This window comes from bacterium (genome assembly GCA_035528375.1).
Classification (GTDB): domain Bacteria; phylum RBG-13-66-14; class RBG-13-66-14; order RBG-13-66-14; family RBG-13-66-14; genus RBG-13-66-14.
On the sequence record DATKYS010000126.1, the window covers coordinates 24,476 to 33,465 of the forward strand.

An 8,990-nucleotide genomic window follows, 5' to 3' on the forward strand; every position below is an offset into this window, starting at 1 on the left:
AATGGGGCCGAGGCCCCTTTTTGGTGACACCATGCACAAACCGATAATCGTGACCGCCGCCCTCGCCCTGACCGCGGCGCTCTCCCTGGTCATCGCCGCCTCGACGGCCGACGGCCCGGTGCTGACCGTCGTCGTCACCAGCGACACCTGGGGGGAGCTGGCCACCTGCGGGTGACCGGCCAACCGGCTGGGCGGGCTGGCGGAGAGAGCCAGCCTGATCGAAAACCTGCGCGAAGAGAACCCCGACCTGATTCTCGTGGACACCGGGGACCTCTTCGGCGTGGACGATAAACCCCGCAAGGCGGAGGCGGTGCTCGAGGTATACCGTCTGGCCGCCTACGACCTCATCGCCCTGGGCGACCAGGACCTGCTGGGTGGAGAGATGACGCCGGCCCGGCTCCTGGGGATACTCCCCTTCGCCTGTGCCAACCTGACCCCCCTGGCGAACGACCGGCCCCCCCTCCCGGCAACGCTCATCCTGGAGCGCGGCGGGGTGAAGGTCGGCCTCGCGGCGGTGATTCACCCCGACTGTTTCTCCACCGGCCCCGACCCGGCCGCGCTGGGCTACGGGGTGTCGGACTGGCAAGAGCCGCTGCGGGAGGCGGTGGCGAATCTCCGGGCCGCGGGCTGCGACATCGTCATCGTCCTGTCGCACCTGGGCGTACCCGGCGAGGTGGAAATCGCCCAAAATTTCACCGGGGTGGACCTGGTCGTCGGCGGGCATTCGGGGCTTTTCCGGCGGCAGCCGGAGCTCTCGTACGCGGCGCCCGTCGTGTGGCCCGGCCGGAAGGGGCGCTATGTGGGCGTCGCCCGGCTGAGTCTCGATCCCGACACCCTCGGGCGGCTCGTATCCTACGAGGCGATCCCCGTGGACGGCGAGGTGCTCGAGGCGGACCCGGCGACGCGCGCCGTCATCCTGGACTACGAGCACGAGCGGTACGCGGACTGGCTGGAGCGCTTCTACAAACCAGAGGGCGAATACGCCTGGCACGGGGCGGATTACTGCGGCGCCTGCCACGCGGACCAGTACGCCCAATGGTCATCCACCCCCCACGCCCGCGCCTGGGAGTCCCTCGTCGCCACGGGAGACGACCGGAACCTGGAGTGCATCCGGTGCCACGCCACCGGTTTCGGCAGGCCCGGCGGCTTCGGCAGCGTGGAGCTGACGCCGCACCTAACCGGGGTCGGCTGCCAGATGTGCCACGAGACCCCGGCTGAGCACCCGTCGGGCGAGCGGCCGCCGGCGGTCGAGGCGCGCTTCTGCGCCGTCTGCCACAAACCGGGCTACGACGACGACTTCAGCTTTTCCCGGGACGCGGAGCCGGTCAGCCACTAAAGAGGGACGCGGTGGACGAGGAGAAGGTCGTGCGGGCGGTGGACCGGGCCTGCGAACTATTCGCCCGGGAGGGCTACAACTGCGCCATGGCCGTCATGTCGGCGCTGCTGGAGCTGGCCGACGGCGACCCGCTGGACTACCTCGCCCTGGCCGCCCCCTTCGGCGCCGGCACCGCCCGCGCGGGCCTGACCTGCGGCGCGCTGACGGGAGCGGTCATGGCGCTGGGGATGCTCAAGGCCCCCAAAGTCTACAGGAACCGAGAGGCGAAGGAGGATGCTTACCGGCTGTCCGCGCCGGTGGTGGAAGGCTTCGTGAAGCGGATGGGGTCCGCCCTCTGCGCCGACATCACCGGGGTGGACCTCGCCGACAAGGAGGGGCGGCGCAGGTTCGTGGAGCTCGACATCCTGGAGCTGAAGTGCGTCCCCGCGGTGGAGCTGGCCGCGCGTCTGGGCGCCGAGGTCATCCTTTCGGATTAAATCGTTATGCGCGTGCGGTTTGTCATCCTTCAACTCCTGACGGCGACGGCCCTGGCCGCCGGCACCCTCGACCCCTTCCTGGAGGCGGAGCTCGACCGCGACCCGGGCTCACCGGTGCCCGTGGTGGTCGTGATCGCCGAGCGCCCCTGTGACCTCCACCTGGACCGTTACGCAACGGCCCTCGCCCCCGAGGAACGGCGAGCCGCCCGGTGGGCCGTCCTCCGACAGCTTTGCGGGCGGTCCCAGGCGCCGGTCCTCGACTTCCTCCACCGGCAGGCGCCCGGAGAGGTGGAGGACATCCGGCCCATCGTTTTATTGAACGCCGTGGGGGCCAGGGTTACGGCCGAAGTCGCCCGGGAGCTGGCCGACCTTCCCGGCGTGGACCGCGTCGTCCTCAGTTCCACTACCGACGACGCCCTCTGCTCCTGCGCCGAGATCACCTGGAACGTGGGCCGCGTGGAGGCCCCGCTGGTCTGGAGCGAGCCCTACGGCTACACCGGCGACGGGGTGGTGGTGGCCGTGGTGGATACCGGCTGCGACTTCGAGCACCCCGACCTGGCCGACCACCCCTGGGTGAATTTTGGCGAGATTCCCGACAACGGCCTCGACGACGACGCCAACGGTTACGTTGACGACGTCAACGGCTGGGACTTCTACTACGACGACGGCACCGTTCTGGGGCCCGAGGACGGCCACGGGAGCCACGTGGCGGGCATCGTGGCCGGCGACGGCAGCGCCGGGTCCCAGACCGGCGTGGCCCCCGACGCCCGCATCATGGCGGTAAAGGTCTTCTCCGACACCGGCCGCGGCACGGAGTACATCACCTGGGACGGGATGGACTACGCGGTGGAGATGGGCGCCGACGTGTTGAACCTGAGCTTCGGCTGGCACCAGAATCAGACCCACAACCAGCCGCTGTGGCGCGATGTGTGCCGGACCGCCCTGGAGCTGGGGGTGGTGATAGTGGCCGCGGCGGGGAACGAAGGCGACAAGACGGGCCAGTACCCGCCGCCCGACAACATCCGTACCCCGGGCGACGTGCCGGAGATAATCACCGTCGGCGCCACCGAGAGCGCGGACGGGGTCACCTTCTTCTCCAGCATCGGTCCCGCGGAGTGGAGCTTCGACCCGCCCTACGACGACTGGCCCTACCCGCCGGGCTGCATCAAGCCGGACATCTGCGCGCCGGGGGGAACGGTCACGGTGGGCGGGGGCATCAAGAGCATAGACGGCCGCCGGGGGGGCTACATCAACATGGAGGGCACCTCCATGGCCACGCCCCACGTGGCGGGGGCCGTCGCCCTTCTGCTCCAGGCCGACCCTTCCCTGACGCCCGAGGAGGTGAAGGACTACCTGGAGCTCTCCGCCCTGGATCTGGGCGAGGCGGGCAAGGACGACTACGCGGGTTACGGTCGGCTCCAGTGCCTCCTGGCCCTTCTGGCAATGCAGACCGGCCTGCGGTTCAGCGACTTCGGCCTGACCGAGACCGCCGACGGCGTCCTGGCGGACTGGTCTCTCACCCGCCCCGACCTCGTGGAGGGATACCGTCTGTACCGGAAGGTGGACGACGGCCTCTGGGAGCCGCTGGGCACGGCTTCCGTCGCTACGGGCCCTTACCTGGACCGCGACGTGGAACGGGGTCGGCAGTACGCCTACCGCGTCGTGGCCCTCGTCTCCGAGGGCGGGGAGCTCTCCCGCGGGCCGGAGACGCTCATCTACGGCCAGGGGTTGCCGCCCCCCCGGGCGCTACTGGGCCAACCCTACCCCTCCCCGGCCGACGGCGCGGTGAACTTTCTGCTGACGTTCCCCATAGACGCCAGAGTGGAGCTCACGGTCTACGACCTGTCGGGCAGGCGCGTGGCCCGACCCTACGCCGACGAGCACCCCGCCGGCCGGGAAACGGTGACCCTCTCGACCGACGGTCTGGCGCCGGGGGTGTACCTGGTGGAGCTCACCGATAAAACCAGCGGGGCGAGCACCCTCCGGCGCTTCGTCATCGCCCGGTGAGCCTCATTATTTCAAATGGCAAGCGGTTCAGCGCCTCGTGTCCTCTCAGGAGGTTGAAAATGCGTAAACCGGCCTGGCTCCTTTTAATCCCGGCCTGCCTCATCCCCCTGGCCTGCGGGGAAACCATGACCGCGCCCGAGCGCCGCGACATCAACCTGGAGCGCTTCGGCCTCACCTTCACCGTCGCCAACGCACTCTGGGATGAAGGCGAGCTCATCCAGGACCCGGCCACGGGTTCCGACACTGCCATGCTCCGCTCGCCGGAAACCGGGGCCTACCTGTCGGTCTTCTGCCGGAACCAGGGGGCGGAGCTCACCGCCGAGGACCGGGACCTGGCCCTGGAGGACAAGCTCTGGGAGCTGGAGCCGACCTTCTCGGGCATGGCGGAGGTGGGGCGGGAGGCGGTCGAGCTCGCCGGCGTCGAGGCCATCCGGGTCGAGTTCACCTTCAACGTCGAGGGTGCCCCCTGGCGCTGCTGGGACTGGACGCTGGTCAAGGGGCAGACGCTCTGCGGGATTCAGTTCGCCGCGCCGGAGAAGGACTGGAAGGGCCTGATGGGGGAAGTCGACGCCGTGCTGGCTTCCTTCGAGATGACCGGGGCGGATGTAAAAGCGCCGCTCGCGGGTTGATTCCCACCCCGGCTTTGTGATAGGCTTCCTTGCTCCTGGGGCGTCGTCTAGTGGCAGGACAGCAGACTCTGGATTTGCTTACGGTGGTTCGAATCCATCCGCCCCAGCCAAGAGGCCGAAGCGGGCCGGGCGTGTCCGATAATCTCAGACAAGGGGCTTAAGCCCCTTGCCGCTTCCCGAAGCACGCGACCGACGCGTGAACCGAGCTTTAGCGAGCTACGCCCCCGGCGAACCGAGTCATGCCCCCGGCAAAAGGAGTTGACAAGACCGACCCGTTTAAGTTACAAAGTCGTTGCACTGGCGGCATCGTCTAGTGGTTAGGACGCGTGGTTCTCAGCCATGCAACCGGGGTTCGATTCCCCGTGCCGCTGAAAATAAGGCGGGGCCTTGCGCCCCGCTTTTTTTAGTGCGTGCTCCAGGCTATCGGCTGATGACTAAACGCTTGATGAGAGCATTTCCAGACGACTTCGTGCCAAACGCGGTCCTATCGCCGTTCTCTAGCATCGCCACGCGACCGTAGAAGTCAGACCGCCAAGTTCACCCGAACCTGATGAACTCGGTGAGGCCGTCGGCCGAGACAACACCGTAAACATCAGGACTAGGGTCAATAGAATCAGTGCCCAAACCCGGCTTTTTTATCTTTCCCTGAGGTTAATCGTTAGGTTCTTTTGTCATCAACAAAGTGTTTTTACTCCAGGGATGGAAGGTTGGATTGTCAATCCTGAAGCGATACTCCCCCGCCCGGGCCGGATAGACCACGATTGTTATCAGGTCGTACTCGACGCCGCTCTCCAGTTTCGAGTAGATACTATAGGCGGTCTTTGCTGCTAAAGCTGCAGAGACAGGGTTGGGTATTGCAGTTCCGACGAGCGCCGCCGCCGCTCCTATGATGCACTTCTCAATCTTGCCAGCGATGATTTCGGTGGCCACGGCTTTAGCGGTGTCTGCCGTTGTCCCCACGTGAATCCTGCTGTTGGTTGATCTGACACCCGGATCCTCAATCAACTTGAACTTAAATCCGGTGGGACCGAAAACGGTAAATGTGAGGACATTGTCATTTGCCCCCGAGTAGCTCTCCGTGTACCCGTATCCACCTCCCCCTCCCTTTAAGTCCCCGCTGAAGTAGATTGAGAGGTAGCCGGTCTCTCCGATGCCGAGGCCGAAGTCCTTGACCATCGAGTCATTACGGTACGAGAAGGAATAGCTGATGTCGACGTCCCACGAGAAAGTAACGGTCGCAGCAAGCAAAACCAGTACCGTCAGCTTACGCATAGTTATCTCCTCTAATCCTTGAGTAGCCAAGAAACCATCTCGTTCATCAGCTCGACGAAGTTACCGCCGGTCTGTCCGTTATAACCCGCGTCAACGAGATTAGCGATAGTGGCATAGAAGACCTTCCCGCGTCCGTAGGTGTAGGTGAACATCCCGATGAGAGGGCCTTCGGTGGTCGTCCAGACCGCCACGGTATCAGCCCCGGAACGCAGGTTCTTCACCGCCGCGCCGCCGTCCATGTAGTTGACCCGCGCATAGAGCGTTTCCTTAACCTCCGGCCCCAAGATAGGGTGCTCCACGGTGCGGCCCAACACCTGATTTTTTCCGAATACGTTGGCGTAGTCTGCCGCGCCGAACCAGTCGGCGATGTAGGAGAGATCGAAAGTCGTCCCTGACGAGGCGGCCAGGTACGCCGGGACGCCGGACTCGATCAACACCGAACCGCCCTCGGCGATGTAGCTCTTCAGCTTGTCTGCCACGCGGTGGTTGTAACCGTTATAGCCGCCCACACAGAGAACGAGGGCGTACTTGTCCAGGTCCATCGAGGGGAGGGACGATGCGTCTTCGTATTCGATCTGGAGGGAGTGGTCGGTCAGAAGCCAGTCGTAACTCCCACCGCCGTTGACGATCAGCGCCTTGTATCGCTCCGAGGAACCGCCGCCCAAGGCCGAAAGGCACTTGGCCCCTAATTCATCAACCAAGTCAAACAGGTCGTCGTTACCGCCCGTGGCCTTGAAGGTAAGGAGGATTTCACCAGTGGACACCAGCACCAGCCGTGCGTCAATGCGTACGCTGACGCCGGAACTGGTAACGGAACCCATCAAGAGATGGGTGGCGCCAAGCCAGCCGCCGGCCCTGATGGCCGCCGAGACCTCGACCATGCCCGAGAGGTTAAGGGCCAACTCCTCGGCGACGCGGTCTATCTGGGAACGCTCGATGAGCGAGTAGCCGTGGCCGGAGAGTTCGGTGGCGAGCATGTCCGGCATCGAAGAGGCGATTTCGAATGCGCCGCTTCCGGAGGCGGAGAAGGGTAGTACGGCGATGTGAATCTGCCCCAGGGCTGCGGCGAAAAGCGCGGCCAGAACAAGCGCGATTTTTTTAACCATCAGGACTCCTCGGAGTGGGGTTTAATTAGTCAGTATAGCCGTAATCCACCGCTGTTTCTAATCCTCTTGTCCCTTCCTCTTTTGGGAGAAGGGTTGGGTAGGGGGCTACTCCACCGGGCACCAGGCAGGACACTCGTCATTGCTAGTGTTGCTGGTCAACTGTGTTTGGTTGCTCCCGTCGGTGTCCATCATGAAGATTTCGTCATCCCCATCACGGACGGAGTTAAAGGTAATGCGGCGACCATCCGAGCTCCAGGCGGGATACCGGTCCCAGCTTGCGTTGTCGGTCAACTGTGTCTGGTTGCGCCCGTCGGCGTCCATTACGAATATTTCGTAGTCTCCATCGCGGTAGGAGGCAAAGGCGATGCGGCGACCGTCCGGATTCCAGGCAGGATTCTCGTCATCGCTGGCATTGTTGCTCAACTGGGTCTGGTTGCGCCCGTCGGCGTCCATCACGAAAATTTCGTAGTCCCCGTCGCGGTCGGACTGGAAGGCGATGTGGCGGCCGTCCGGACTCCAGGCGGGATCTAAACCACCTCTTGTCGTCAACTGTGTCTGATTACGCCCGTCGGCGTCCATGACGAAGATTTCCCAGTCCCCGTCACGGCCGGAGAAAAAGGCGATGCGGCGGCCGTCCGGACTCCAGGCGGGATCTAAACCACCTCTTGTCGTCAAATGTGTCTGGTTGCGCCCGTCGGCGTCCATGACGAAGATTTCCCAGTCCCCGTCGCGTCTGGAGGCGAAGGCGATGCGGCGGCCGTCTGGACTCCAGGCGGGAAACTCGTCCGCGCTTGTGTTGTTGGTCAACTGGGTCTGGTTGCTCCCGTCGGCGTCCATCACGAAGATTTCCCAGTCCCCGTCGCGGTCGGAAGAAAAGGCGATGCGGCCTTCCGCTTCCTTGAAAACTCCTGCGGCCCAGAGGATTAGAGGGGTGCCAACACCTATAATAGCCAACAGCGCCCATAACCAAGCCCTGCTCTGCGTTTTCGACCAGTCTTTAAAGTCGGACGTTTGAGATTGCGGCGGGATTATTGGTTGTGTTACCGCTATCTGCTGGGGGAGGGGCTTTGCAAAAGGCGGTTTATCCTTGACTTTCAGCCGGGCTATGTCTTCCTCGCTCATCAGGCGGGTTTTACCGTAATCCCTAGTCTGATCTGTGCCTTTGCTATCCGGTGTGAGCAGGCGGGTACGGGCAATCGGTCGATGATGGTCGTTGTTTTGTGTAGGGGAGCGCCTTGACGGACTAGAAGGAGCGGCTGTCTGCCGACGGCTCAGATCAAAGCCGCACTCGGAGCAGAAAATATCACCGGGGTGAACCTCAGAGCCACACTTGGGACAGAACTTCATTACCATACTCCGGTGTTTAGTGGGTTTCTCCTCGATAGCCTACGGAACCGGACACCAAGCAGGAAGCGATATTGTATAGCCGGTGTTGTTCGTCAACTGGGTCTGGTTGTGCCCGTCGGCGTCCATCACGAAGATTTCCCAGTCCCCGTCGCGTTTGGACTCGAAGGCGATGCGGCGGCGAGTAGGGGCAGGAGCAGCACCGGCACCAAGCAGAAGTCAAATGCCTCGAACACCGCGGCGATAAAGCTCTACAGGCCGACGAAAAACTCCACGATGGCCTAGGGTTTATACACGGCGTCCGCGGCCAGGTATTTGCGCGGGAAGCTGACCCCCACATTCTCGGTTTGGCTCCCGGTCGGCGCTGCCGGATCGTGCCACACGAAGACGAGCTGCTGACTGTCCCCCTCGCCCAGGACGCCGGTGTAGTCGAATTCGCACTCGTGATAAATCGTCTCCTCGGGGGTGACCCCCGCCGGGAAGACGATTTTCAGCGTTAGGTCCTGGGTGCCCTGGACGAAGTCGGCCCCGTACCACGTCGGGGAGAACTCCACCGAGGCGTAGTCCTCTTTTTCCGAATCGGGGTACACGATGTGGTAGATTTTAATCTGGAAGATGAGCGTCGCCAGCTCGCCATCGTAGATGTACGGGTCCAGGTGTACCTCCACCCCGGGGTCCACGTACTCGCTGGTGAATATGTCGGAGAGGGGGACGAGCGTCCCCTGAGTCGTGCAGGACTGGGTGTAGGCGTTGACGGCGTCGGGGTCCCGATAGTTGAGGGAATCGGAGGCGACGGGCGGGGTGAGCCAGGCCGCGGACG

The 8,990-nt window shown here is 63.9% G+C and carries 9 protein-coding genes and 2 tRNA genes; 7 read left to right on the forward strand and 4 right to left on the reverse strand.

Annotated elements, in window-relative coordinates:
* Positions 1 to 31: 31 nt before the first annotated feature.
* From VM054_10045 to VM054_10075, 7 genes are all read left to right on the forward strand, one after another.
* Positions 32 to 175: a hypothetical protein gene (locus tag VM054_10045; GenBank protein HUT99402.1), complete on the forward strand. Its 144-nt coding sequence runs from the start codon at positions 32 to 34 to the stop codon at positions 173 to 175.
* A gap of 21 nt (positions 176 to 196) precedes the next feature.
* Positions 197 to 1,336: a multiheme c-type cytochrome gene (locus VM054_10050; protein HUT99403.1), complete on the forward strand. Its 1,140-nt coding sequence runs from the start codon at positions 197 to 199 to the stop codon at positions 1,334 to 1,336.
* Positions 1,337 to 1,347: 11 nt separating this feature from the next.
* Complete coding sequence (locus VM054_10055; protein ID HUT99404.1) at positions 1,348 to 1,812, forward strand: C-GCAxxG-C-C family protein; 465 nt, start codon at positions 1,348 to 1,350, stop codon at positions 1,810 to 1,812.
* A gap of 6 nt (positions 1,813 to 1,818) precedes the next feature.
* Positions 1,819 to 3,819 carry a S8 family serine peptidase gene (locus VM054_10060; protein HUT99405.1) on the forward strand — a complete coding sequence of 667 codons (2,001 nt, stop codon included), beginning with the start codon at positions 1,819 to 1,821 and terminating at the stop codon, positions 3,817 to 3,819.
* 59 nt (positions 3,820 to 3,878) lie between these two features.
* Positions 3,879 to 4,448: a hypothetical protein gene (locus tag VM054_10065; protein HUT99406.1), complete on the forward strand. Its 570-nt coding sequence runs from the start codon at positions 3,879 to 3,881 to the stop codon at positions 4,446 to 4,448.
* A 36-nt stretch (positions 4,449 to 4,484) separates the two neighbouring features.
* Positions 4,485 to 4,558: transfer RNA gene (locus tag VM054_10070), tRNA-Gln, on the forward strand.
* 189 nt (positions 4,559 to 4,747) lie between these two features.
* Positions 4,748 to 4,819 (forward strand) — tRNA-Glu (locus VM054_10075).
* 280 nt (positions 4,820 to 5,099) lie between these two features.
* Here VM054_10075 and VM054_10080 read toward each other — a convergent pair.
* The 4 genes from VM054_10080 to VM054_10095 form a co-directional block, all read right to left on the reverse strand.
* Positions 5,100 to 5,720, reverse strand: coding sequence for a hypothetical protein (locus VM054_10080; GenBank protein ID HUT99407.1), 621 nt, complete (start codon positions 5,718 to 5,720; stop codon positions 5,100 to 5,102).
* Between the two features lie 11 nt (positions 5,721 to 5,731).
* Positions 5,732 to 6,826 (reverse strand): CsgG/HfaB family protein, encoded by a 1,095-nt coding sequence (locus VM054_10085; protein ID HUT99408.1) that lies wholly within the window; start codon positions 6,824 to 6,826, stop codon positions 5,732 to 5,734.
* A gap of 105 nt (positions 6,827 to 6,931) precedes the next feature.
* A complete protein-coding gene (locus VM054_10090) occupies positions 6,932 to 7,780 on the reverse strand; it encodes a hypothetical protein (GenBank protein ID HUT99409.1) in 849 nt (282 codons plus the stop codon).
* 671 nt (positions 7,781 to 8,451) lie between these two features.
* Positions 8,452 to 8,990 (reverse strand): hypothetical protein (locus VM054_10095; GenBank protein ID HUT99410.1); only part of this gene is annotated, 539 nt, incomplete at its 5' end.